Annotated in this window: 32 protein-coding genes; 29 read left to right on the top strand and 3 right to left on the bottom strand. The window is 61.0% G+C overall.

What is annotated here, in order from left to right; genetic code table 11:
• Positions 1 to 93: 93 nt before the first annotated feature.
• The 28 genes from rpsJ to rplQ all read left to right on the top strand — a co-directional run bounded on the left by rpsJ (position 94) and on the right by rplQ (position 13,761).
• Positions 94 to 405 carry a 30S ribosomal protein S10 gene (gene rpsJ, locus ACLD02_RS18935; protein WP_067612426.1) on the top strand — a complete coding sequence of 104 codons (312 nt, stop codon included), beginning with the start codon at positions 94 to 96 and terminating at the stop codon, positions 403 to 405.
• 71 nt (positions 406 to 476) lie between these two features.
• Positions 477 to 1,112 carry a 50S ribosomal protein L3 gene (gene rplC / locus ACLD02_RS18930; protein ID WP_203101457.1) on the top strand — a complete coding sequence of 212 codons (636 nt, stop codon included), beginning with the start codon at positions 477 to 479 and terminating at the stop codon, positions 1,110 to 1,112.
• A 14-nt stretch (positions 1,113 to 1,126) separates the two neighbouring features.
• The gene (rplD, locus tag ACLD02_RS18925) at positions 1,127 to 1,729 is read left to right on the top strand and encodes a 50S ribosomal protein L4 (RefSeq protein ID WP_203101465.1); all 603 of its coding nucleotides are present in this window, start codon (positions 1,127 to 1,129) and stop codon (positions 1,727 to 1,729) included.
• A complete protein-coding gene (rplW, locus tag ACLD02_RS18920; protein ID WP_203101467.1) occupies positions 1,726 to 2,022 on the top strand; it encodes a 50S ribosomal protein L23 in 297 nt (98 codons plus the stop codon). The genes rplD and rplW overlap by 4 nt, the downstream gene beginning before the upstream one ends.
• Positions 2,023 to 2,041: 19 nt before the next feature.
• The gene (gene rplB, locus ACLD02_RS18915) at positions 2,042 to 2,866 is read left to right on the top strand and encodes a 50S ribosomal protein L2 (RefSeq protein ID WP_203101469.1); all 825 of its coding nucleotides are present in this window, start codon (positions 2,042 to 2,044) and stop codon (positions 2,864 to 2,866) included.
• Between the two features lie 22 nt (positions 2,867 to 2,888).
• On the top strand, positions 2,889 to 3,164 hold the full coding sequence (gene rpsS / locus ACLD02_RS18910; protein ID WP_067612803.1) for a 30S ribosomal protein S19: 276 nt from the start codon (positions 2,889 to 2,891) through the stop codon (positions 3,162 to 3,164).
• Between the two features lie 10 nt (positions 3,165 to 3,174).
• Complete coding sequence (gene rplV, locus ACLD02_RS18905; protein WP_161385826.1) at positions 3,175 to 3,519, top strand: 50S ribosomal protein L22; 345 nt, start codon at positions 3,175 to 3,177, stop codon at positions 3,517 to 3,519.
• Between the two features lie 4 nt (positions 3,520 to 3,523).
• Positions 3,524 to 4,219, top strand: a complete 696-nt coding sequence (rpsC, locus tag ACLD02_RS18900) for a 30S ribosomal protein S3 (RefSeq protein WP_203101471.1) — start codon at positions 3,524 to 3,526, stop codon at positions 4,217 to 4,219.
• A 13-nt stretch (positions 4,220 to 4,232) separates the two neighbouring features.
• Positions 4,233 to 4,646: a 50S ribosomal protein L16 gene (rplP, locus tag ACLD02_RS18895; RefSeq protein ID WP_203101479.1), complete on the top strand. Its 414-nt coding sequence runs from the start codon at positions 4,233 to 4,235 to the stop codon at positions 4,644 to 4,646.
• 3 nt (positions 4,647 to 4,649) lie between these two features.
• Positions 4,650 to 4,841, top strand: coding sequence for a 50S ribosomal protein L29 (gene rpmC / locus ACLD02_RS18890; protein ID WP_203101481.1), 192 nt, complete (start codon positions 4,650 to 4,652; stop codon positions 4,839 to 4,841).
• A gap of 2 nt (positions 4,842 to 4,843) precedes the next feature.
• Positions 4,844 to 5,113, top strand: coding sequence for a 30S ribosomal protein S17 (gene rpsQ, locus ACLD02_RS18885; RefSeq protein ID WP_161385830.1), 270 nt, complete (start codon positions 4,844 to 4,846; stop codon positions 5,111 to 5,113).
• A gap of 49 nt (positions 5,114 to 5,162) precedes the next feature.
• Entirely contained in the window at positions 5,163 to 5,531 is a 369-nt protein-coding gene (rplN, locus tag ACLD02_RS18880) for a 50S ribosomal protein L14 (RefSeq protein WP_138770784.1), read from the top strand.
• 15 nt (positions 5,532 to 5,546) lie between these two features.
• On the top strand, positions 5,547 to 5,861 hold the full coding sequence (gene rplX / locus ACLD02_RS18875; protein ID WP_203101483.1) for a 50S ribosomal protein L24: 315 nt from the start codon (positions 5,547 to 5,549) through the stop codon (positions 5,859 to 5,861).
• Between the two features lie 13 nt (positions 5,862 to 5,874).
• Positions 5,875 to 6,414 carry a 50S ribosomal protein L5 gene (rplE, locus tag ACLD02_RS18870; protein ID WP_203101486.1) on the top strand — a complete coding sequence of 180 codons (540 nt, stop codon included), beginning with the start codon at positions 5,875 to 5,877 and terminating at the stop codon, positions 6,412 to 6,414.
• Between the two features lie 11 nt (positions 6,415 to 6,425).
• The gene (rpsN, locus tag ACLD02_RS18865) at positions 6,426 to 6,731 is read left to right on the top strand and encodes a 30S ribosomal protein S14 (RefSeq protein ID WP_203101489.1); all 306 of its coding nucleotides are present in this window, start codon (positions 6,426 to 6,428) and stop codon (positions 6,729 to 6,731) included.
• Between the two features lie 26 nt (positions 6,732 to 6,757).
• Positions 6,758 to 7,150, top strand: coding sequence for a 30S ribosomal protein S8 (gene rpsH / locus ACLD02_RS18860; protein WP_203101490.1), 393 nt, complete (start codon positions 6,758 to 6,760; stop codon positions 7,148 to 7,150).
• A gap of 33 nt (positions 7,151 to 7,183) precedes the next feature.
• On the top strand, positions 7,184 to 7,717 hold the full coding sequence (gene rplF / locus ACLD02_RS18855) for a 50S ribosomal protein L6 (protein ID WP_203101492.1): 534 nt from the start codon (positions 7,184 to 7,186) through the stop codon (positions 7,715 to 7,717).
• Between the two features lie 17 nt (positions 7,718 to 7,734).
• Positions 7,735 to 8,085: a 50S ribosomal protein L18 gene (gene rplR, locus ACLD02_RS18850; RefSeq protein ID WP_203101494.1), complete on the top strand. Its 351-nt coding sequence runs from the start codon at positions 7,735 to 7,737 to the stop codon at positions 8,083 to 8,085.
• A 12-nt stretch (positions 8,086 to 8,097) separates the two neighbouring features.
• The gene (gene rpsE / locus ACLD02_RS18845) at positions 8,098 to 8,595 is read left to right on the top strand and encodes a 30S ribosomal protein S5 (RefSeq protein WP_161385836.1); all 498 of its coding nucleotides are present in this window, start codon (positions 8,098 to 8,100) and stop codon (positions 8,593 to 8,595) included.
• 24 nt (positions 8,596 to 8,619) lie between these two features.
• The gene (gene rpmD / locus ACLD02_RS18840) at positions 8,620 to 8,802 is read left to right on the top strand and encodes a 50S ribosomal protein L30 (protein WP_203101496.1); all 183 of its coding nucleotides are present in this window, start codon (positions 8,620 to 8,622) and stop codon (positions 8,800 to 8,802) included.
• A gap of 3 nt (positions 8,803 to 8,805) precedes the next feature.
• Positions 8,806 to 9,240 (top strand): 50S ribosomal protein L15, encoded by a 435-nt coding sequence (rplO, locus tag ACLD02_RS18835; protein ID WP_203101498.1) that lies wholly within the window; start codon positions 8,806 to 8,808, stop codon positions 9,238 to 9,240.
• Positions 9,241 to 9,252: 12 nt separating this feature from the next.
• Positions 9,253 to 10,632 (top strand): preprotein translocase subunit SecY, encoded by a 1,380-nt coding sequence (gene secY / locus ACLD02_RS18830; protein ID WP_203101499.1) that lies wholly within the window; start codon positions 9,253 to 9,255, stop codon positions 10,630 to 10,632.
• A 36-nt stretch (positions 10,633 to 10,668) separates the two neighbouring features.
• The gene (rpmJ, locus tag ACLD02_RS18825; RefSeq protein WP_008928865.1) at positions 10,669 to 10,785 is read left to right on the top strand and encodes a 50S ribosomal protein L36; all 117 of its coding nucleotides are present in this window, start codon (positions 10,669 to 10,671) and stop codon (positions 10,783 to 10,785) included.
• Between the two features lie 123 nt (positions 10,786 to 10,908).
• Positions 10,909 to 11,265 carry a 30S ribosomal protein S13 gene (gene rpsM / locus ACLD02_RS18820; protein WP_161385839.1) on the top strand — a complete coding sequence of 119 codons (357 nt, stop codon included), beginning with the start codon at positions 10,909 to 10,911 and terminating at the stop codon, positions 11,263 to 11,265.
• A gap of 22 nt (positions 11,266 to 11,287) precedes the next feature.
• Entirely contained in the window at positions 11,288 to 11,686 is a 399-nt protein-coding gene (gene rpsK / locus ACLD02_RS18815) for a 30S ribosomal protein S11 (protein WP_014996090.1), read from the top strand.
• Positions 11,687 to 11,702: 16 nt separating this feature from the next.
• Entirely contained in the window at positions 11,703 to 12,329 is a 627-nt protein-coding gene (rpsD, locus tag ACLD02_RS18810) for a 30S ribosomal protein S4 (RefSeq protein WP_161385840.1), read from the top strand.
• Positions 12,330 to 12,349: 20 nt separating this feature from the next.
• The gene (locus tag ACLD02_RS18805; protein WP_203101500.1) at positions 12,350 to 13,357 is read left to right on the top strand and encodes a DNA-directed RNA polymerase subunit alpha; all 1,008 of its coding nucleotides are present in this window, start codon (positions 12,350 to 12,352) and stop codon (positions 13,355 to 13,357) included.
• A 20-nt stretch (positions 13,358 to 13,377) separates the two neighbouring features.
• The gene (gene rplQ / locus ACLD02_RS18800; protein WP_161385842.1) at positions 13,378 to 13,761 is read left to right on the top strand and encodes a 50S ribosomal protein L17; all 384 of its coding nucleotides are present in this window, start codon (positions 13,378 to 13,380) and stop codon (positions 13,759 to 13,761) included.
• Positions 13,762 to 14,054: 293 nt separating this feature from the next.
• Here rplQ and ahpF read toward each other — a convergent pair whose 3' ends face one another.
• From ahpF to ACLD02_RS18785, 3 genes are all read right to left on the bottom strand, one after another.
• On the bottom strand, positions 14,055 to 15,629 hold the full coding sequence (ahpF, locus tag ACLD02_RS18795) for an alkyl hydroperoxide reductase subunit F (RefSeq protein ID WP_203105746.1): 1,575 nt from the start codon (positions 15,627 to 15,629) through the stop codon (positions 14,055 to 14,057).
• A gap of 75 nt (positions 15,630 to 15,704) precedes the next feature.
• The gene (ahpC, locus tag ACLD02_RS18790; RefSeq protein ID WP_203105745.1) at positions 15,705 to 16,268 is read right to left on the bottom strand and encodes an alkyl hydroperoxide reductase subunit C; all 564 of its coding nucleotides are present in this window, start codon (positions 16,266 to 16,268) and stop codon (positions 15,705 to 15,707) included.
• A gap of 150 nt (positions 16,269 to 16,418) precedes the next feature.
• On the bottom strand, positions 16,419 to 16,721 hold the full coding sequence (locus ACLD02_RS18785; protein ID WP_410299404.1) for a hypothetical protein: 303 nt from the start codon (positions 16,719 to 16,721) through the stop codon (positions 16,419 to 16,421).
• Between the two features lie 4 nt (positions 16,722 to 16,725).
• Here ACLD02_RS18785 and dauA point away from each other — a divergent pair, with 4 nt between their 5' ends.
• Positions 16,726 to 18,438, top strand: coding sequence for a C4-dicarboxylic acid transporter DauA (gene dauA / locus ACLD02_RS18780; RefSeq protein ID WP_410299403.1), 1,713 nt, complete (start codon positions 16,726 to 16,728; stop codon positions 18,436 to 18,438).
• Positions 18,439 to 18,472 lie beyond the last annotated feature (34 nt).

The raw sequence follows: 18,472 nt of genomic DNA, 5'->3' as shown, positions 1-18,472 counted from the left end.
TGTTTTGACAACCCTCCACCTTCCGAGCGGATAGGTTGGGCGGGCTTTTTGCCATCTAAAGAATGGTTCGAAACAGTCTGGAGTTTGTTAGCTATGGCTAACCAAAGAATCCGCATCCGTCTCAAGGCCTTTGATCATCGCCTTATTGATCAGTCCGCCCAGGAGATCGTGGATACGGCAAAACGGACGGGTGCGCAGGTACAGGGGCCCATTCCCCTGCCGACGCGCAAAGAACGGTTTACGGTGCTGATCTCTCCGCATGTGAACAAAGATGCACGAGACCAGTACGAGATCCGCACTCACAAGCGGCTGGTGGATATCGTCGAGCCCACGGACAAGACCGTGGACGCGCTGATGAAGCTGGATCTGGCCGCTGGTGTGGACGTGCAGATCAGCCTGGGATAACTGGCCTGAGAGACAGCTCAGACCTACAACTACGGGCGGTTCAACCGCGACAGGTTGTAAAGAGGTAAACAATGGCGATTGGTGTAATCGGTCGGAAATGCGGGATGACCCGGGTCTTCACTGAAGAAGGTGTCAGTGTTCCGGTCACCGTTATTGAAGTGACCCCGAACCGGGTGAGTCAGGTCAAGACCGACGAGACAGATGGCTACGAAGCCGTGCAGGTAACGGTGGGTGAGCGCCGGGCCAACCGGGTGACCAGGCCGCAGGCTGGTCATTTCGCGAAAGCGGGCGTGCAGGCCGGCCGCAAGGCGGGTGAGTTCCGCGCCGAAGCGGGTGAGCTGCAGGCCGGCTCCGAGATCACCCTGGAGATTTTCGAGGCAGGTCAGTCCGTGGACGTGACCGGCACCTCCAAGGGTAAGGGTTTCGCGGGTGGCGTGAAGCGTTGGAATTTCCGCACCCAGGATGCGACCCACGGTAACTCCTTGTCCCACCGGGCTCCGGGCTCCATTGGTCAGAACCAGACCCCGGGCCGGGTGTTCAAAGGCAAGAAGATGGCCGGTCATCTGGGCGCCGAGCGCGTCACGGTCCAGAATCTGGAAATCGTGCGTGTGGATGCGGAAAAGAATCTGTTGCTGGTAAAGGGTGCCATCCCCGGTGCGGCCGGTGGTGATGTGATCGTGCGCCCGGCAGTGAAGGCGAAGGCCTGAAAGAGGAATAGAGGATGAATCTCAATACTGCCTCTGGAGGTACCGTAACCGTTTCCGAAGTCGCCTTCGGCAAGGACTTCAACGAGCCTCTGGTTCATCAGGTTGTGACCGCTTTTCTGGCCGGTGCCCGTCAGGGTTCCAAGGCTCAGAAAAATCGCGCCGCGGTAGCGGGCGGTGGTCGTAAGCCTTGGCGGCAAAAAGGAACCGGTCGGGCTCGCGCGGGTACCATCCGCAGCCCGCTGTGGCGTGGCGGCGGTAAGACGTTCGCCGCCGAGCCCCGCGATTTCTCCCAGAAAGTAAATCGCAAAATGTACCGTGGCGCGCTGCGCTGCATCCTGTCCGAGCTGGTGCGTCAGGAGCGTCTGGTGGTGGTCGATGAGTTTTCCGTCGACGAGCCGAAAACCAAGGCGGTGGCCACCAAGCTGAAGGATCTGTCTCTGAGCAGCGCGCTGATCGTTACCAGTGACGTGGATGAGAACCTCTACCTGGCGGCGCGCAATCTGCCCAAGGTGGACATTCGCGACGCCAAGGGCGTGGATCCGGTCAGTCTGATCGCCTTCGAGAAAGTGCTGATCACCGTGCCGGCTCTGAAACAGCTTGAGGAGGCGCTGGCATGAACAAAGAACGTATTTTTAACGTCCTTCTCGCGCCGCACATCTCCGAGAAAGCCACCCTGGTGGCCGATCAGGGCAACGCCTTCGTATTCAAGGTCGCGAAGGATGCCAACAAGCTGGAGATCAAGAAGGCCGTGGAAAGCCTGTTCGACGTCAAGGTGCAATCCGTTCGCACCAGCAACGTGAAGGGCAAGCAGAAGTTCTTCGGTCGGGTCGCCGGCAAACGCGCGGGCTGGAAAAAAGCCTATGTCTCTCTGGCCGAAGGTCAGGACATCGACTTCCTGGGCGCAGAGTAAGGTAAGGGAGTAAGGAATCATGGCGATTGTAAAAACCAAGCCGACTTCCCCGGGCCGCCGCTTTGTCGTCAAGGTGGTGAACGCGGAGCTCTACAAAGGGGCTCCCTACGCGCCGCTGCTGGAAGCAAAGAGCAAGAGTGGCGGTCGGAATAACAACGGCCGCATCACCACCCGCCACAAGGGCGGTGGTCACAAGCAGAAGTACCGTCGCGTCGATTTTCGTCGTGACAAGGAAAGCGTGGTCGGCGTGATCGAGCGGGTTGAGTATGATCCGAACCGCTCCGCCCACATCGCACTGGTCAAATACCTGGATGGCGAGCGTCGCTACATCCTGGCGCCCAAGGCCCTCAAGGCCGGTGATCGCGTCCAGGCTGGCGAGGATGCGCCGATCAAGGTTGGCAATGCGCTGCCGCTGCGTAACATCCCGCTGGGTTCCACCGTGCACAACGTGGAAATGAAGCCTGGCAAGGGTGGTCAGCTGGCGCGTTCCGCAGGTACTTCCGCGCAGGTTCTGGCAAAGGATGGTGGTTACGTGACCCTGCGTCTTCGCTCCGGCGAGATGCGTAAGGTGAGCGCCGAGTGTAAGGCCACCATCGGCGAAGTCTCCAACAGTGAGCACAGCTTGCGCTCGCTGGGTAAAGCTGGCGCCAAGCGCTGGCGGGGTGTTCGTCCGACCGTACGCGGTGTGGCGATGAACCCGGTGGATCACCCCCATGGTGGTGGTGAAGGCCGCACTTCTGGTGGTCGTCACCCGGTTACCCCCTGGGGCGTGCCCACCAAGGGCCACAAAACGCGTACCAACAAGCGCACCTCCAAGATGATTGTGCGCGACCGTCGTAAGTAAGGGATAGAGAGAGGTTCAGGCTGTGCCACGTTCACTGAAGAAAGGTCCGTTTCTGGATCACCACCTGCTCAAGAAGGTGGAAGAAGCGGTGGAAGCCGGCTCCCGCAAGCCGATCAAAACCTGGTCCCGTCGCTCCATGATCATCCCGGAGATGGTGGGTTTGACCATCGCGGTGCATAACGGCCGTCAGCATGTTCCGGTACTGATCACCGAGCACATGGTGGGCCACAAGCTGGGCGAATTCGCCCTGACCCGCACCTACCGCGGGCACATCGTGGACAAGAAGGCTAAGCGATAAGGTGACAGCCATGGCGACTGAAGTTGCAGCCCGTCTGCGGGGCGCAAGAATTTCGGCTCAAAAGGCCCGGCTGGTGGCTGACCAGATCCGCGGTCTCGAGGTGGAGAAGGCGTTGAATGTTCTCGCCTTCAGCCCCAAGAAGGCGGCCCGCATTGTGAAGAAGGTGCTCGAGTCCGCGATTGCCAACGCGGAAAACAACGAGGGCGCCGATGTGGATGAGCTGAAGGTATCCACGATCTTCGTGGATGAAGGCATGACGATGAAGCGTATCCGTCCGCGCGCCAAAGGCCGCGCCGATCGCATTCTCAAGCGTACGTGCCACATTACTGTGAAAGTCTCGGAAGGTCAGGAGTAACCAGATGGGTCAGAAAGTTCATCCGATCGGTATCCGCCTGGGCATTGTCAAGGAGCACAACTCCCTCTGGTATGCCGGGCCGAAAACCTATTCCGACTGCCTGGTTACCGACCTGCAGGTCCGTGACTACCTGTTCAAGCGGCTGAAGAACGCGTCCGTGAGCCGGGTGAAGATCGAACGTCCTTCCGAGAACGTTCGTATCACCATCTCCACCGCGCGTCCCGGCATCGTGATCGGTAAAAAGGGCGAGGATGTGGAACGCCTGCGCCGCGATGTGGCCGCCAAAATGGGCGTGCCGGTGCACATCAACATCGAGGAAGTGCGCAAGCCCGATCTGGATGCGCGTCTGGTTGGCGATAACATCGCCGGTCAGCTTGAGCGCCGGGTGATGTTCCGCCGCGCGATGAAGCGGGCCGTGCAAAACGCCATGAAGGCCGGCGCGGAAGGCGTTCGGGTGCAGCTGTCCGGTCGTCTGGGCGGTGCCGAGATCGCACGTACCGAATGGTACCGTGAAGGCCGGGTGCCTCTGCACACGCTGCGTGCCGATATCGATTACGCCAGCGTACGTGCCGAGACCACTTACGGCACCATCGGCGTCAAGGTCTGGATCTTCCGCGGTGAAGTGCTGGGTGGCATGGAGCAGATTCAGGAAGAGCAGAAGCAGCAGGCCAAGGGCGCTAAGAAGCGCGGCCGTGGTTAAAGGGTAACTAACGATGTTGCAGCCGAAGCGTACCAAATTCCGGAAAATTCAGAAGGGCCGTAACCGCGGCCTGGCACAGCGGGGCAGCAAGGTGTCATTCGGCACCGTTGGCCTGCAGGCCACCGGTCGCGGCCGGATCACGGCTCGCCAGATCGAAGCCGCGCGTCGTGCCATGACCCGTCACATCAAGCGTGGCGGCAAAATCTGGATTCGTGTCTTTCCCGACAAGCCGATTACCCAGAAGCCTCTCGAGGTTCGGATGGGTAAGGGTAAGGGTAACGTGGAGTACTGGGTGGCCCAGATTCAGCCGGGTCGCATGCTCTACGAAATGGAAGGTGTTTCAGAAGACGTGGCGCGTGAAGCGTTTCGTCTCGCCGCGGCCAAGCTGCCGATCAGCACCCGCGTTGTTACTCGGACGGTGATGTAAGCCATGAAAGCGAGTGAACTGAGAGATAAGAGTGTTGAGGAGCTGCAGAGTCACCAGCTCGAGTTGCTTGAAGAGCAGTTCAAGCAGCGCATGCAACTGGCATCCGGGCAGCTTTCACAAACCCATAAGCTTGGGAAGGTTCGCCGTGATATTGCACGGGTAAAAACCATTCTGAGAGAGAAGCAGGGTAACTAGTCATGGCAGAGGCGAAAGAGAAACTGCGCCGGACCGCTACCGGCAAGGTGATTTCCAACAAGGGTGACAAAACGATCACCGTGTTGGTTGAGCGCCGGGTTCAGCACCCTATTTACGGCAAGATCATCAAGCGCTCCACCAAGTTGGTGGCGCACGATGAACAGAATCAGTGCAACGAAGGCGACCTGGTGACGATCGAGGAATGCCGTCCGTTGTCCAAGCGTAAAACCTGGATGCTGGTAAACGTGGTGGAGCAGACCAACAAGGTCTGACCGACGTTGCTGTGGCTGCCTGCAGGGCAGGAGTTGGAGAGAGTAAGCGATGATTCAGACCGAAACCATGCTCGAAGTCGCCGATAACAGCGGCGCGCGTCGAGTGCAGTGCATCAAGGTGCTGGGTGGTTCCCACCGCCGCTATGCAGGCATTGGTGACATCATCAAGGTCACAGTAAAGGAAGCGATTCCGCGCGGCCGCGTCAAGAAAGGCGACGTGATGACGGCGGTGGTGGTACGCACCCGTCGCGGCGTGCGTCGTCCGGACGGCTCCGTGATCCGTTTTGATGAAAACGCCGCCGTGCTGTTGGGCAACAACAAGGCGCCGGTAGGTACCCGGATCTTCGGACCGGTGACCCGTGAGCTGCGGACCGAGCAGTTCATGAAAATCATCTCACTGGCACCGGAAGTTCTTTAAAGGCGGGTGAAGGCAATGCTCAAGATCAAGCGTGATGATGAAGTCATCGTAATCGCGGGCAAGGACAAGGGTAAGCGCGGCAAGGTACAGCGTGTGCTGCCCAACGGCCGCCTGATCGTGGCCGGAGTGAACGTGGTGAAGAAACACGTGCGCGCCAATCCGAACCGCGGAATCCAGGGTGGCATCGTGGAACAGGAAGCCGGTATCGACGCTTCCAATGTGGCCATCTGGAATGCCAAGGCGGAGAAAGCCGATCGTGTCGGCTTCCGCGTCGAGGACGGCCGCAAGGTACGTTTCTTCAAGTCCAACGGCGAACCGCTGGACGCGTGAGGACAGGTGAACCATGAGTGATCTGAAGAAGGTTTACAACGAAGAGATCGTGCCGAAGCTCAAGGAGCAACTCGGCTACGAGAACGTCATGGAAGTGCCGAAAATCACCAAGATCACCCTGAACATGGGTGTTGGTGAAGCGGCCCAGGACCGTAAGGCCATCGAAGGTGCCCTGTCCGACATGACCGCGATCGCCGGCCAGAAGCCGCTGATCACCAAGGCGCGTAAGTCCGTCGCGGGTTTCAAGATCCGTGAAGGCTGGCCGATCGGCTGCAAGGTGACGCTGCGCAACCGTCGCATGTACGAATTCCTGGATCGCCTGGTATCCGTGGCGATTCCGCGAGTACGCGACTTCCGTGGTCTCAACCCCAAGTCCTTTGACGGCCGGGGTAACTATTCCATGGGCCTGCGCGAGCAGATCGTGTTCCCGGAAATTGATTTCGACAAGGTCGACAAGCTGCGTGGTCTGGATATCACCATCACCACCACGGCCAAGACCGACGACGAAGCACGCGCGCTGCTGCGCGCCTTCAACTTCCCGCTGAAGGGCTGAGAGGATTTGTCATGGCAAAGGTCTCTATGAAAAATCGGGAGGCGAAGCGCGCCAAGCTGGTTCAGCGTTACGCCGCCAAGCGCGAAGCGCTGAAAGCAATCATCCAGGATCCCAGCGCCGAACCCGAGGCGAAGTGGGATGCCCAGATGCAGCTGCAGAAACTGCCGCGCGATTCTTCTCCGGTACGCCAGCGTAATCGCTGCCGGATCACCGGTCGTCCGCACGGTTACTACCGGAAGTTTGGTTTGAGCCGTATCAAGCTGCGTGAAGCGGCGATGCGCGGCGATGTTCCCGGCCTGGTTAAATCCAGCTGGTAATCGAGTTATAGCGGAGCGATTGCGGCATGAGCATGCAAGATACCCTGGCGGATATGTTTACCCGTATCCGCAATGCGCAAATGGCCCGGAAGAGCAAGGTGGATATCCCCTCTTCCAAGACCAAAGAGGCCATTGCCAAGGTACTGAAGGAAGAAGGTTACATCGAAGGTTTCTCGGTGGACGGTGAGAAAAAGCCGACCCTGACCGTGGAGCTTCGGTATTTCGAGGGCCAACCGGTGATCGAGAAGATCGCCCGGGTAAGCCGCCCCGGCCTGCGTGTGTACAAAAACGCCGGCCAGATTCCCAAGGTTAAGGGCGGCCTGGGTGTGATGGTCGTGTCCACCAACCAGGGCATCATTTCCGATCGCGCGGCGCGCCAGGCCAACGTTGGCGGCGAGCTGATCTGCGAAGTGTCCTGACGGTGAGCGGTGTAGACGGGTTTAGGTGCAACAATGTCTAGAGTAGCGAAGAATCCGGTTAAACTGCCCAGCGGCGTCGAGCTGAAAATCGACGGCGCCAAGGTGTCCGTTAAGGGCAGCAAGGGCAATCTGGAGCACGAAGTACACGAACTGGTGGAAGTGTCTTTGGACGACGGTGTATTCACCGTCAAGCCGCGCGAGGAATCCCAGGAAGCCTGGGCACTGGCCGGCACCACCCGGGCCGTGGTCAATAATATGGTCACCGGTGTGTCCGAGGGCTTCGAGCGCAAGCTGGTCCTCAACGGCGTGGGCTATCGCGCCCAGGCTCAGGGCAAGGTCCTGAACCTGACGCTGGGCTTCTCCCATCCGGTGGCGTATCAGTTGCCCGAGGGCATCACCATCGAGACTCCGACCCAGACCGAAATTGTCATCAAGGGCATTGATAAGCAGCTGGTCGGTCAAGTTGCCGCCAATGTCCGTGGTTTCCGTCCGCCCGAGCCCTACAAAGGCAAGGGGGTGCGCTATGCCGATGAGCAGGTGCGCCGTAAGGAAGCCAAGAAGAAATAATCGTTGAGACTAGAGCCATGATGGACAAGAAAGTTGCACGTCTGCGCAGGGCCAAACGTACTCGCTTGAGCATTCGCGAGTCCGGCCAGATCCGTCTGTCCGTACATCGCACCCCGCGCCACATCTATGCACAGATCACCAGCGCGGCCGGTGACCAGGTTCTGGTTACGGCGAGCACGGTGGAAAAGGACCTGCGTGGCGGCACGACCGGCAATGCCGACGCCGCCGCCAAAGTGGGCGAACTGATCGCGAAGCGCGCCAAAGAGGCGGGCATCGAGCGCGTCGCCTTTGACCGTTCCGGTTTCCGTTACCACGGTCGTATCAAGGCGCTGGCGGATGCCGCGCGCGAAAACGGGCTTGAATTCTAAGGGTGCTTGGTTATGGCGAAAGTTGATCCCAACGAAGGTCTCCAGGAGAAGCTGGTTCAAGTGAACCGGGTCGCCAAGGTAGTAAAAGGCGGCCGTATTTTCGGCTTCACCGCGCTGACCGTGGTAGGCGACGGCAAGGGTAAAGTGGGCTTCGGCCGCGGCAAGGCGCGTGAAGTGCCGGCCGCTATCCAGAAAGCTCTGGAAGCCGCCCGTCGCAACATGATTCAGGTGGACCTGAAAGGCACCACCATCCAGCACCCGATCAAGGCCAACCATGGCGCCTCCAAGGTGTACATGCAGCCGGCCGATGACGGTACCGGCGTGATCGCCGGCGGTGCCATGCGCGCCGTGCTGGAAGTGGCCGGCGTACAGAACGTGCTGGCCAAGTGCTATGGCTCCACCAATCCGGTGAACGTGGTGCGAGCCACTTTCAACGGGCTCAAGCAAATGTCCTCCCCGGAATCCGTGGCGGCCAAGCGTGGCAAGTCCGTTGAAGAGATTCTCGGCTAAGCGCACACAGACGGAAGCTTAAACATGGCTGACAAGATCAAAGTAACCCAGGTTAAAAGCACCAACGGTCGGCTCGAAGGCCACAAGGCCTGTGTGCGCGGTCTCGGGCTGCGCCGCATCGGTCACACCGTGGAAGTTGAAGATACGCCTGCGGTGCGCGGCATGATCAACAAGGTCGCGTACATGGTACGGGTAGAGGGAGAATAAGCGATGCGTCTGAATGATCTGCATCCGGCCGACGGTTCCCGTCCGGAAGAAAAGCGGGTAGGCCGTGGTATCGGCTCTGGCCTGGGCAAGACCGGTGGTCGTGGTCATAAAGGCCAGAAATCCCGCTCCGGCGGCACCGTGAAGCCTGGCTTCGAAGGCGGCCAAATGCCGCTGCAGCGCCGTGTGCCCAAGTTCGGCTTTACTTCCAAGCTGGCCATGGCCACCGCCGAGGTGCGTCTTGAGGAGCTGGCCAAGGTGGAAGGCGACGTGGTCGACCTGGACACTCTGAAGAAAGCCGGCGTGGTCCGCTCGGACAAGAAGCGCGCCAAGATCGTGCTGCGTGGCGGCATCGATCGGGCCGTGACCGTGCGCGGTGTGGCGATCACCAAAGGCGCCCGCGAAGCGGTGGAAAAGGCCGGCGGTAAAATCGAAGAGTAACGGGGCGGGGTTATGGCCAAGAACCGTGCACAGACCTTGAAGAACAGCACCGGGGCCTCCGGCGGCGCCACCCGTGAGTTGGGTCGTCGCATTGCGTTTCTGCTCGGTGCGCTGGTGGTGTTCCGTATCGGTGCGCATATTCCGGTACCCGGGATGAACCCGGATGCGTTGCAACAGATGTTCAACAACAACCGGGATACCATTCTTGGCCTGTTCAACATGTTCTCCGGCGGTTCGCTGGAGCGCATGAGCATCTTCGCGCTTGGCATCATGCCCTATATCACGGCGAGCATCGTGGTCCAGTTGATGAGCGCCGTGGTTCCCAGCCTTGAGCAGTTGCGCAAGGAAGGGGAGCAGGGCCGGCGCAAGATCACCCAGTACACCCGGTATCTGACGGTGCTGCTGGGCGTGATTCAGTCGGCCGGGGTGGTTGCCGGGCTGAAGAGCCAGGGTATTACCCTGCTGCCGGAAGCGGCCACTACCCTTCAGGTGGCGAGTTTCTACTTCGTGGCGGTGAGCACGCTGGTCACCGGTACCGTGTTCCTGATGTGGCTGGGTGAGCAGATTACCGAGCGCGGCATCGGCAACGGTATCTCCATGTTGATCTTCGCCTCCATCGTGGCCGGGTTGCCCGGCGCGGTGGCGCAGACCTTTGAGTCCGCCCGTCAGGGTGACCTGAGTCTGCTGGCCATGCTGCTGGTGTTCCTGGTGGCGGTGGCGGTGATCTTCGGCGTGGTGTTCGTCGAGCGCGGCCAACGACGTATCACCGTCAACTACGCGCGGCGCCAGCAAGGCCGCCGGGTGTACGCGGCGCAGCAGAGTCATCTGCCGCTGAAGGTGAACATGGCGGGTGTGATCCCGGCCATCTTCGCCAGTTCGATCCTGCTGTTCCCGGCGTCCATCAGCCAGTGGTTCAGCACCAGTGATCCGGACTCCTGGTGGGGCCAGACGTTGCGCACCGTGAGCGATGCGCTGCTGCCTGGTACGCCGCTGTACATTTTGTTGTTCACCCTGGCGATCGTGTTTTTCTGCTACTTCTACACGGCGCTGGTGTTCAACCCGAAGGATGTGGCGGACAATCTGAAAAAATCCGGGGCCTATATCCCGGGTATCCGCCCCGGTGAGCAGTCCGCCCGTTATATTGATACGGTGATGGGTCGTCTCACACTGATAGGCGCGGTCTATATGACCCTGGTCTGCCTGCTGCCCCTCGGCCTGCAGGCGGTGTGGAACGTGCCTTTCTACCTGGGCGGCACCTCGCTGCTGATCGTGGTCGTGGTGGTGATGGACTTCTGGTCGCAGGTCAATTCGCACCTGATGTCCACCCAGTACGAGAAGTTGATGAAGAAAGCCAACCTGAAAGGGTATGGCGGCACCGGTCTGGTGCGTTAACGGCCCCCGGGCTACAGGTAAAACGAGGCGAGTGCGATGAAAGTTCAGGCTTCTGTGAAGAAGATCTGCCGCAACTGCAAGGTGATCCGTCGTAAGGGTCGAGTCATGGTGATCTGCAGTGCCGAGCCCCGGCACAAGCAGCGCCAAGGCTAAGGCGTTGTCGGGACAGAACTTCTTTCCTGGTATTTGGTTGAAATTCAGTCGGTGTGACGCTAGACTCTTCCGCCTTTCGGCGCCAGAGCCTGGCACACCGCGTTGTGAATCGGAGATATTCGGATGGCCCGTATTGCAGGCGTTAACATCCCGGACAACAAGCATACGGTGATTTCCCTCACCTATATTTTCGGGATTGGCCGCACCAGTGCCCGCAAGATTTGCGAGCAGACCGGCATCGAGCCGACCATGAAGGTCCGTGATCTGTCCGGCGATCAGCTGGACGCGATCCGCGCCGAAGTGGCTAAGGTTTCCACGGAGGGCGATCTGCGCCGGGAAATCAACATGAACATCAAGCGTTTGATGGACCTGGGCTGCAATCGCGGCATCCGTCATCGCCGTAGCCTGCCCCTGCGCGGGCAGCGCACCAAAACCAATGCCCGGACCCGCAAGGGCCCGCGGAAACCGATCCGCAAGTAAGTCCTGATTTGGATTGAGCAACATGGCTAAAGCGAAAAGAGACAGTGGCGCACGTCGGAAGAAGGTAACGCGGACCGTTGCGGACGGTATCGCGCATGTACACGCTTCTTTCAACAACACCATCATCACCATCACCGACCGGCAGGGCAACGCGCTGTCCTGGGCGACTTCCGGTGGTGCGGGCTTCCGTGGTTCACGTAAGAGCACCCCGTTCGCGGCCCAGGTGGCCGCCGAAAACGCGGGCAATGCCGCCAAGGACTACGGGCTGAAAAACCTGGAAGTGCGCGTCAAGGGCCCCGGCCCGGGCCGCGAGTCCTCTATTCGCGCGCTCAATGCCTGTGGCTACAAGATTACCCACATTCAGGACGTGACGCCGATTCCGCATAACGGTTGTCGTCCGCCCAAGAAGCGCCGCGTGTAACGGGAGATAGAGCAAGATGGCAAGATACATCGGTCCCAAGTGCAAGCTTTCCCGTCGTGAAGGCACCGACCTGTTCCTGAAGAGCGGTATTCGTCCGCTCGAGTCCAAGTGCAAGGCGGAACAGCCCCCGGGTCAGGCCGCCGGCGGTCGCCGTCCGGGCCGTCTGTCCGATTACGGCGTGCAGCTTCGTGAAAAACAGAAAGTACGTCGTATGTACGGCGTGCTGGAGAAGCAGTTCCGCGGCTACTACAAGAAAGCCGCCCGCTCCCGCGGCGCCACCGGCGAGGTCCTGCTGCAGTTGCTGGAAGGCCGTCTGGACAACGTGGTGTACCGGCTCGGTTTCGGCGCCACCCGCTCCGAGGCTCGCCAACTGGTCGCCCACCGCGCGATCCTGGTGAACGGTCGTAGCGTGAATATCGCCTCCTACCAGGTGGCACCCGGTGACGTGATCACCGTGCGTGAAAAGGCCAAGAACCAGCTGCGCGTGAAGAACGCCATGGAACTGGCCCAGCAGCGTGGTTTCCCGACCTGGGTGGAAGTGGACGAGAAGAAGCTCGAGGGCACGTTCAAAGCCCGGCCGGAGCGTATCGATCTGCCGGCTGAGATCAACGAAAACCTGATCGTCGAGCTGTACTCCAAGTAAGGACTGCCTGAGGGATCTCTATGACCGCCGTGAACGAATTTCTCACGCCCCGCTCGATCGCGGTCAACGCGATCAGCGAGACCCACGCCAAGGTCGTACTGGAGCCGCTGGAGCGTGGTTTTGGCCATACTCTGGGCACGGCGCTGCGCCGCATCCTGCTGTCCAGCATGCCCGGGTGCGCGATCACCGAAGTGGAGATCGAGGGCGTACAGCACGAATACTCCTCCATTGATGGTGTGCAGGAAGATGTGATCAACATTCTCCTCAACCTGAAGAACGTGGCCCTGAAAATGGAGGACCGCGACGAGGCGACCCTGGAACTGGTCAAGAAGGGCCCCGGTGACGTGACCGCCGACGACATTCAGCGCGATCACAGCGTTGAAATCGTCAACCCGGGCCACCTGATCTGCACCATTACCGGGGACACCGAGCTGCGCATGCGCATGAAAGTGCGCAAGGGTCGCGGCTACGAGGCCGCCGATACCCGCCAGAGCGACGATGACGAGACCCGCGGCATTGGTCGCCTGCAGCTGGACGCCAGCTACAGCCCGGTGCGTCGTGTTGCTTATGTGGTGGAAGCCGCCCGGGTGGAACAGCGTACCGACCTGGACAAGCTGGTGATCGATCTGGAAACCGATGGCACCATCGATCCGGAAGAAGCGATCCGCCGCGCGGCCACGATTCTCCAGCAACAGATCGCCGTGTTCGTCGATCTGGAGCAGGATGCCAAGCCCGAGCCGAAGCAGGAACGCGAGGAGATCGATCCGATCCTGCTGCGTCCGGTGGACGATCTGGAACTGACCGTCCGTTCCGCCAACTGCCTTAAGGCGGAGAACATCTACTACATCGGTGACCTGGTACAGCGTACCGAGGTGGAACTTCTCAAGACCCCGAACCTGGGCAAGAAGTCCCTCACCGAGATCAAGGACGTGCTGGCTTCCAAAGGCCTGTCGCTGGGCATGCGCCTGGAAAACTGGCCGCCGGTCAGCCTCCGGGATGATGACCGGCTCAACACCAAGTTGCGTTAATCGATTTTAGGAACAGAACCATGCGTCATCGCAAGAGCGGCAGAAAACTGAATCGGAACAGCTCACACCGTCAGGCCATGTTCCGCAACATGGCGGTGTCGCTGTTTGAACACGAAGCGATCAAGACCACGCTTCCCAAAGCCAAGGAACTGCGTCGGGTGGCCGAGCCCCTGATCACCCTGGCCAAGGAAGACTCCGTGGCCAACCGTCGACTGGCTTTCGACCGTACCCGGTCGAAGGAAATGGTTGGCAAACTGTTCAACGAACTGGGTCCGCGCTACAAGGCGCGCCCGGGTGGTTACCTGCGGATCCTGAAGATGGGTTATCGTGCCGGTGACAACGCCCCCATGGCGTATGTCGAGCTGGTTGATCGCCCGGAAGGCGAAGCCGCCGAAGCTGAATAAGCTGGTTGGCCGTTCGCGGCCAAGGCTGAAACAAAACCCCCGCGCCGGAAACGGCCGGGGGTTTTGTTTTGCCTGGTCATGCGAGGCGCTGCCCCCTAGGCCGCCGTAGCGGCGACTTGTAGGGGCGCGTAGGAGCGACTTCAGTCGCGATGGTTCGGGCACCGCCGTTGATCGCGACTGAAGCGGAATGCCGCCCAGTCGCTCCTACAAGTCGGTGCTACAGGGCGGGGGCGACAAAAAAGCCCGACCCGCCAATGGCGGGCCGGGCTTTTCGCTGCGCCGGAGCGGCGCGATCAGGCCGCGTCGCTGCTTACCGACTGCCGGATCAGATGGTCGAAGGCGCTCAGCGCCGCCTTGGCGCCTTCGCCCACGGCGATCACGATCTGCTTGTAAGGCACCGTGGTTACGTCGCCGGCGGCGAACACGCCGGGAACCGATGTCTCGCCACGCCCGTCGACGATGATCTCGCCGTGCGGAGTCAACTCAATGGCGCCCTTCAGCCAGTCGGTGTTGGGCAGCAGGCCGATCTGCACGAATACCCCGGCCAGATCCACCCGGTGGGACTCACCGCTTTGCCGGTCCTTGTAGAGCAGGCCGTTAACGCGGCCGTTTTCACCGGTGATTTCGGTGGTTTGCGCGCTCACCAGTACGGTCACGTTGGGCAGGCTGTGCAGTTTCTTCTGCAGCACCGCGTCGGCGCGCAGCTTGTCATCGAACTCCAGCAGGGTCACGTGCTTGACCACGCCGGCCAGGTCGATGGCCGCTTCCACGCCGGAGTTGCCGCCGCCGATCACCGCCACATCCTTGCCCTTGAAAAGCGGGCCGTCGCAATGCGGGCAGTAGGCCACGCCTTTGCCCTGGTACTCAGTTTCCCCGGGCACGTTGATCTTGCGCCAGCGGGCGCCAGTGGCCAGCACCAAAGTCCTGGACTTGAGACTGGCGCCGGAAGCGAATTTCACTTCGTGCAACCCGCCTTCCTGGCTTGCCGGGATCAACTGTTCGGCACGCTGCAGGTTCATGATGTCCACGTCGTACTGGCGGACATGCTCTTCCAGCGCGGCAGCCAGTTTCGGGCCTTCGGTTTCCGTCACCGAGATGAAATTCTCGATGGCGTTGGTGTCCAGTACCTGGCCACCGAAGCGCTCCGCCGCCACACCGGTGCGGATGCCCTTGCGGGCGGCATAGATGGCACTGGCCGCGCCGGCGGGTCCGCCACCCACCACCAGGACGTCGAACGGGTCCTTGGCGTTGAGCTTCTCGGCGTCGCGCTCGGCGGAGCCGGTATCCAGCTTGGCGACGATCTCTTCCAGGCTCATGCGGCCCTGGCCGAACGGTTCGCCGTTCAGGAACACGCTGGGCACCGCCATGACTTCGCGCTCTTCCACTTCATCCTGGAACAGCGCGCCATCGATGGCCACGTGTTTGATATTCGGGTTCAGTACCGCCATCAGGTTCAGTGCCTGGACCACGTCCGGGCAGTTCTGGCAGGACAGAGAGAAATAGGTTTCGAACTGGAAGTCGCCGTCCAGCGCCTTCACCTGTTCGATCACCTCCTCACTGGCTTTTGGCGGGTGGCCGCCTACTTGCAGCAGCGCCAGTACCAGGGAGGTGAATTCATGCCCCATGGGGATGCCGGCGAAGCGGAGGCTGATGTCGCCGCCGATCCGGTTCAGGCTGAACGAGGGCGTGCGAGCGTCGTCGCCGTCATCGCGCAGGCTGATCTTGTCGGACATTGCTTCGATCTCGCGCAACAGCTCCAACAGCTCCCGGGATTTGTCGCCGTCGTCCAGGGACGCGACCATCTCGAACGGTTGCGTGATGCGCTCCATGTAGGACTGCAGTTGGTTTTTCAGGTTGGCGTCAAGCATGCCGGTCTCCATGACAATGAGAGGGGAGGGAAGCCCGGGCGCGAGGCCCGGGCGTCTTCACGCGGTAAGGCGCGATCAGATCTTGCCGACCAGGTCCAGGGAAGGTGCCAGGGTTTCCTCGCCTTCTTTCCACTTGGCCGGGCAAACTTCGCCAGGATGGGCGCGCACGTATTGAGCGGCCTTCACCTTGCGCAGCAGGTCGGACGCGTCGCGGCCGATGCCTTCGGCGGTGATTTCCAGAGCCTGGATCACGCCGTCCGGGTCCACGATGAAGGTGCCACGGTTGGCCAGGCCTTCGTCTTCGCGCAGTACTTCGAAGTTACGGCTGATGGTCGCGGTCGGATCACCGATCATGGTGTATTTGATCTTGCCGATGGTCTCGGAGCTGTCGTGCCAGGCTTTGTGGGTGAAGTGGGTGTCGGTGGACACGGAGTAGATTTCCACGCCCATCTTCTGGAACTCTTCGTAGTGGTCGGCCACGTCGCCCAGCTCGGTGGGGCATACGAAGGTGAAGTCGGCGGGGTAGAAGAAGAATACCGCCCAGTTGCCTTTTACATCAGCGTCGCTGACTTCGATGAATTCGCCGTTCTTGAAAGCCTGGGCCTTGAACGGTTTGATTTCGGTGTTGATTACAGACATGTCTAGCTCCTTTTTCAGAGTGGTCAACGTGACATCCCCTAAGATAGGGGTGAAGGTGTGATTTTAATAATGGATTGCGGGAATAGTCATGATTGGCGTCACCTATCAGGGGTTCACCTATCAGGAGGTCGCCTGTGATGGGCGAAGCGGTCAGGTCTCCGGACCTTCCTTTTCCTCTTTTTCCCGCAATACCAGTTCCGCCTGTGTCATCCAGTCGTCGCCCAGCTCCCGCTGGACGTACTCACGGATGAACTGACGAACCTTTTGCGACGGTGTGACATCCTCCCGTGCGCAGAGACGCTCGAACACGGCTTTCTTGCGGGGATCAATCAACAAGGTGAGGCGGGCTGTGCGCTTTTCCATGGCAATGATGTTAATCTCATTAACATATGATGTAGATTCAGTTTGAATATAATACCCGGGTTCCATTTTCTCAACCGCATCGGGTCCCATCACCATGTCCCACCGCGCTCACCTGTTTTCCCTGCGTCCCGCCCATGCTCTGCGCGAGAGTCTGGCCGAGGGGTATGACGCACGTCGCCTTGGTCGTGATCTGGCCGCCGGCATCACCGTCGGCCTGATCGCCATCCCGCTGTCCATGGCGCTGGCCATCGCCAGCGGCGTGGCGCCGCAATACGGGCTCTATACCGCCATCGTCGGCGGTTTCCTGATCGCCCTGTTGGGCGGCTCCCGGTTCAGCATCTCCGGGCCCACCGCCGCCTTCGTGGTGATCCTGTACCCGGTGGCCCAGGAGCACGGCCTCACCGGCCTTCTGATCGCCACCATGATGGCAGGCGCCATGCTGATTCTGATGGCGTTGCTGCGCCTGGGCAGGCTGATCGAGTACATCCCGCCGCCGGTGACCCTGGGCTTCACCGCGGGTATTGCAGTGGTGATCGCGACGCTGCAAATCAAGGACCTGCTGGGATTGCCTCTGGAATCCCTGCCCGCGTCCTACCCCGGCAAGCTGGCCGCCCTGGGCGGCATGCTGGGTGAGGTACACGGTGCCAGCCTGGCGGTGGCCCTGGCTACCCTGGCGGTGCTGTTGATCTGGCCCCGTCTGAAAACGCCGCTGCCGCCTCATTTGCCGGCGGTGCTGGTGGGCGGCGCGCTGGCCGCCTGGTTCAACCACCAGGGCGCCGCCGTGCCCACCATCGCCTCCCGGTTCCACTATGTGCTCGACAGTGGCGTGACCGGGCAGGGAATTCCGCCGGTACTGCCGGAGCTGGCCTGGCCCTGGGCGCGCGGCGGCGACGCGCTGGGTGGCGCCGCGTTGTGGCAGTTGGCGGTGAGTCTGGTGCCCACCGCGTTCGCCATCGCCATGCTGGGTGCCATCGAGTCGTTACTGTGCGCGGTGGTGCTGGATGGCATGACCGGCCGTCGCCACAGCGCCAACAGTGAGCTGCTGGGGCAGGGCGTCGGTAACCTGGTGGTGCCCCTGTTTGGTGGTATCACCGCCACCGCCGCGATTGCCCGGTCGGCGGCCAATTACAAGGCGGGTGCGCAAACCCCCCTGGCCGCCATGCTGCATGCGCTGGTGGTGCTGCTGGCGATGGTGGCGCTGGCGCGCTGGCTGGGCTATCTGCCGATGCCGGCCATGGCGGCGTTGCTGCTGCTGGTGGCGTGGAACATGAGCGAGGCCCCCAAGGCCGTGCGTCTGGTGCGCCGGGCTCCCGCCAGTGATGTGCTGGTGTTCCTGGTCTGCTTTCTGCTGACCGTATTCGTGGATATGGTGGTGGCGATCACCGCCGGGGTCCTGCTCGCCTCGCTGCTGTTCATGCGTGACATCGCCGCCATGACCCGGGTCGGCGACATGACCGGTTCGGCACGGCTGGCGCCCTACGGCCTGCCGGAAGACTGGGGTGTCTTCAAAATCAGTGGGGCGTTGTTCTTCGCCGCCGCCGACCGGGTGTTCGGCGAATTGGCGGCTCTCGCCGGAGAGCGCCGTGTGCTGGTGCTTTACATGGATGGCGTGCCGGTGATGGACGCCGGCGGTCTGGCGGCGCTGCAGCGGTTCCTGGCGCGTTGCGAGGAAAGCGGCACCCGGGTGCGTATCGCCGATCTTCAGTTCCAGCCGCTCAAGACCCTGGCGCGGGCCGGCGTGACGCCCCGTGAAGGGGTTTACTCGTTCCACTCCACTCTGGAGGAAGCTCTGCGCGCGCCGGCCTGAGGCCGGCGCTTTACGCTATTTTGCGATTGGTCCT

It is taken from the genome of Alloalcanivorax sp. C16-2 (genome assembly GCF_046507615.1).
Taxonomy (GTDB): Bacteria; Pseudomonadota; Gammaproteobacteria; order Pseudomonadales; family Alcanivoracaceae; genus Alloalcanivorax; species Alloalcanivorax marinus_A.
The sequence above is the reverse complement of the archived record's forward strand: the minus strand, read 5'-3'. Positions and strand labels throughout refer to the sequence as shown.

Coding starts and splice junctions, on each gene's coding strand:
- rplR (WP_203101494.1), top strand. CDS start 7,735: ATGATGGACAAGAAAGTTGCACGTCTGCGCAGGGCCAAACGTACTCGC.
- rpsJ (WP_067612426.1), top strand. CDS start 94: ATGGCTAACCAAAGAATCCGCATCCGTCTCAAGGCCTTTGATCATCGC.
- dauA (WP_410299403.1), top strand. CDS start 16,726: ATGTCCCACCGCGCTCACCTGTTTTCCCTGCGTCCCGCCCATGCTCTG.
- rplQ (WP_161385842.1), top strand. CDS start 13,378: ATGCGTCATCGCAAGAGCGGCAGAAAACTGAATCGGAACAGCTCACAC.
- rpmJ (WP_008928865.1), top strand. CDS start 10,669: ATGAAAGTTCAGGCTTCTGTGAAGAAGATCTGCCGCAACTGCAAGGTG.
- rpsM (WP_161385839.1), top strand. CDS start 10,909: ATGGCCCGTATTGCAGGCGTTAACATCCCGGACAACAAGCATACGGTG.
- rplN (WP_138770784.1), top strand. CDS start 5,163: ATGATTCAGACCGAAACCATGCTCGAAGTCGCCGATAACAGCGGCGCG.
- rpmC (WP_203101481.1), top strand. CDS start 4,650: ATGAAAGCGAGTGAACTGAGAGATAAGAGTGTTGAGGAGCTGCAGAGT.
- rpsC (WP_203101471.1), top strand. CDS start 3,524: ATGGGTCAGAAAGTTCATCCGATCGGTATCCGCCTGGGCATTGTCAAG.
- ACLD02_RS18805 (WP_203101500.1), top strand. CDS start 12,350: ATGACCGCCGTGAACGAATTTCTCACGCCCCGCTCGATCGCGGTCAAC.
- rpsK (WP_014996090.1), top strand. CDS start 11,288: ATGGCTAAAGCGAAAAGAGACAGTGGCGCACGTCGGAAGAAGGTAACG.
- rpsN (WP_203101489.1), top strand. CDS start 6,426: ATGGCAAAGGTCTCTATGAAAAATCGGGAGGCGAAGCGCGCCAAGCTG.
- ACLD02_RS18785 (WP_410299404.1), bottom strand. CDS start 16,721: ATGGGACCCGATGCGGTTGAGAAAATGGAACCCGGGTATTATATTCAA.
- ahpC (WP_203105745.1), bottom strand. CDS start 16,268: ATGTCTGTAATCAACACCGAAATCAAACCGTTCAAGGCCCAGGCTTTC.
- rplX (WP_203101483.1), top strand. CDS start 5,547: ATGCTCAAGATCAAGCGTGATGATGAAGTCATCGTAATCGCGGGCAAG.
- rplW (WP_203101467.1), top strand. CDS start 1,726: ATGAACAAAGAACGTATTTTTAACGTCCTTCTCGCGCCGCACATCTCC.
- rplB (WP_203101469.1), top strand. CDS start 2,042: ATGGCGATTGTAAAAACCAAGCCGACTTCCCCGGGCCGCCGCTTTGTC.
- ahpF (WP_203105746.1), bottom strand. CDS start 15,629: ATGCTTGACGCCAACCTGAAAAACCAACTGCAGTCCTACATGGAGCGC.
- rplE (WP_203101486.1), top strand. CDS start 5,875: ATGAGTGATCTGAAGAAGGTTTACAACGAAGAGATCGTGCCGAAGCTC.
- rpsQ (WP_161385830.1), top strand. CDS start 4,844: ATGGCAGAGGCGAAAGAGAAACTGCGCCGGACCGCTACCGGCAAGGTG.
- rplV (WP_161385826.1), top strand. CDS start 3,175: ATGGCGACTGAAGTTGCAGCCCGTCTGCGGGGCGCAAGAATTTCGGCT.
- secY (WP_203101499.1), top strand. CDS start 9,253: ATGGCCAAGAACCGTGCACAGACCTTGAAGAACAGCACCGGGGCCTCC.
- rplO (WP_203101498.1), top strand. CDS start 8,806: ATGCGTCTGAATGATCTGCATCCGGCCGACGGTTCCCGTCCGGAAGAA.
- rpmD (WP_203101496.1), top strand. CDS start 8,620: ATGGCTGACAAGATCAAAGTAACCCAGGTTAAAAGCACCAACGGTCGG.
- rpsH (WP_203101490.1), top strand. CDS start 6,758: ATGAGCATGCAAGATACCCTGGCGGATATGTTTACCCGTATCCGCAAT.
- rplF (WP_203101492.1), top strand. CDS start 7,184: ATGTCTAGAGTAGCGAAGAATCCGGTTAAACTGCCCAGCGGCGTCGAG.
- rpsD (WP_161385840.1), top strand. CDS start 11,703: ATGGCAAGATACATCGGTCCCAAGTGCAAGCTTTCCCGTCGTGAAGGC.
- rpsE (WP_161385836.1), top strand. CDS start 8,098: ATGGCGAAAGTTGATCCCAACGAAGGTCTCCAGGAGAAGCTGGTTCAA.
- rplD (WP_203101465.1), top strand. CDS start 1,127: ATGAATCTCAATACTGCCTCTGGAGGTACCGTAACCGTTTCCGAAGTC.
- rplP (WP_203101479.1), top strand. CDS start 4,233: ATGTTGCAGCCGAAGCGTACCAAATTCCGGAAAATTCAGAAGGGCCGT.
- rplC (WP_203101457.1), top strand. CDS start 477: ATGGCGATTGGTGTAATCGGTCGGAAATGCGGGATGACCCGGGTCTTC.